The sequence below is a fragment of the Odoribacter sp. N54.MGS-14 genome (genome assembly GCF_000980295.1).
GTDB lineage: Bacteria > Bacteroidota > Bacteroidia > Bacteroidales > Marinifilaceae > Odoribacter > Odoribacter splanchnicus.
In genome coordinates this window covers 1-1,544 of record NZ_LARL01000146.1, presented here as the reverse complement: position 1 = coordinate 1,544, position 1,544 = coordinate 1, and the positions used below count along the sequence as shown (strand labels likewise).

Here is a 1,544-nt window from a genome sequence, read left to right as displayed (position 1 = left end):
AGGAAAACATCACGCACACGTTCCAGGTATTGCTTATCCTTGGGTATCTGGTAGTCTTTCAGCTTGTTCAGTTCATCCCAAGTCAGGAAGATTACTTTTTTCGAGGTGGTTTTCAGTTTCGGTTTGAACGTATCGTATGCAATGTTCTGATGATGTCCTTTCTTGAAGCTCCAGCGCAGGAACCATTTGAGGAATCCCATTTGCTTGCCGATGGTGCTGTTTCTCATATCCTTGGTGTCACGCAGGAAGTTGACGTATTCGTTCAATCCAAACTCGTTGAAATAGTTGAACGTTGCATCCTCCTTGAACTCTTTGAGGTGGTTCCTCACTGCTGCAAATTTTTCATAGGTGGATGCCGTCCAGTTATTCTGGTTACCGCACTCTTTTACAAACTCATCGAACACCTCCCAAAAGCTGACAGGGGCTTCTTCCGGCTGTTCTTCGCTGGTGTCTTTCATTCTCATGTTGAAAGCTTCCTTCAACTGTTGGGTCGTTGGCATGACCTCCTGCACCTCAAATTCCTTGAAAATATTCTGGATTTCGGCATAGTATTTCAGCAAGTCCGTATTGATTTCGGCTGCACTTTGCTTTAGCTTGTTGGTACATCCGTTCTTTACCCGCTGCTTATCTGCATCCCATTTGGCTACGTCAATCCGGTAGCCCGTTGTAAACTCGATGCGTTGGCTGGCAAAGATGACACGCATACGGATGGGTACGTTCTCTACGATTGGCACACCGTTCTTTTTCCGGCTCTCCAATGCAAAAATGATGTTGCGCTTGATATTCATAATTGGGTGCGTTTGAAATTCTACACCCAAATATACACCCAATTATTGAGATAGCAAAAGACATTTAGAAACATTTACTTTTACTCTATATTGTAATTTACACTTGATTATCAGTCGTTTGCAGTTTTATGATATTCTGTGAAAGTATAAGTTCGAGAGCCTCTCTCTCCGCTGAATTTACTGGTCAGAAATGGTCAGTAAACGGACAAAAAGCTACAAATAAATGATTTGTGGCTTTTTTTATTACCCAAAAGTCCAACTTCCAAGCGATGCAAAGGAATGCATTCTCACAATTTGTTACCCAATATCGCTTGAATACTGCTTGTGAACTTTTCCAATTTCAAAACATGGATGCTTTGAAATCAAAATTACCTATATTTGAACATTGAAACTTAATAAACAACTTATATGGAACTATCAGCAAGTAAAATCCCACGTATTGAAGTAGTCGATGCACTAAGAGGATTTGCCGTCATGGCAATTATTTTAGTGCATAATCTGGAACATTTTATCTTTCCAGTCTATCCAACAGAACAACCAGCATGGCTAGCCGTCTTAAACGACGGAGTGTTTAACGTCATTTTTTCCCTGTTTGCAGGAAAAGCTTATGCTATTTTCGCTCTTTTGTTCGGGTTTACATTCTATATCCAATGTCATAATCAGAAAAAGAAAGGAAAAGACTTCGGCTACCGCTTCTTATGGCGATTGGTTCTGCTGCTTGGCTTCGCAACCTTGAATGCCGCTTTTTTCCCGGCC

General features: G+C 41.2%; 2 protein-coding genes. One reads left to right on the top strand and one right to left on the bottom strand.

Annotated features, from left to right (window positions below; translation table 11 throughout):
• A partial coding sequence (locus WS42_RS14635) for a phage integrase SAM-like domain-containing protein (protein WP_046451358.1) occupies window positions 1-788 on the bottom strand: 788 nt, incomplete at its 3' end.
• A 408-nt stretch (window positions 789-1,196) separates the two neighbouring features.
• Between WS42_RS14635 and WS42_RS14630 the strand changes: the two genes are divergently transcribed.
• Window positions 1,197-1,544 (top strand): heparan-alpha-glucosaminide N-acetyltransferase domain-containing protein (locus WS42_RS14630; RefSeq protein ID WP_046451357.1); only part of this gene is annotated, 348 nt, incomplete at its 3' end.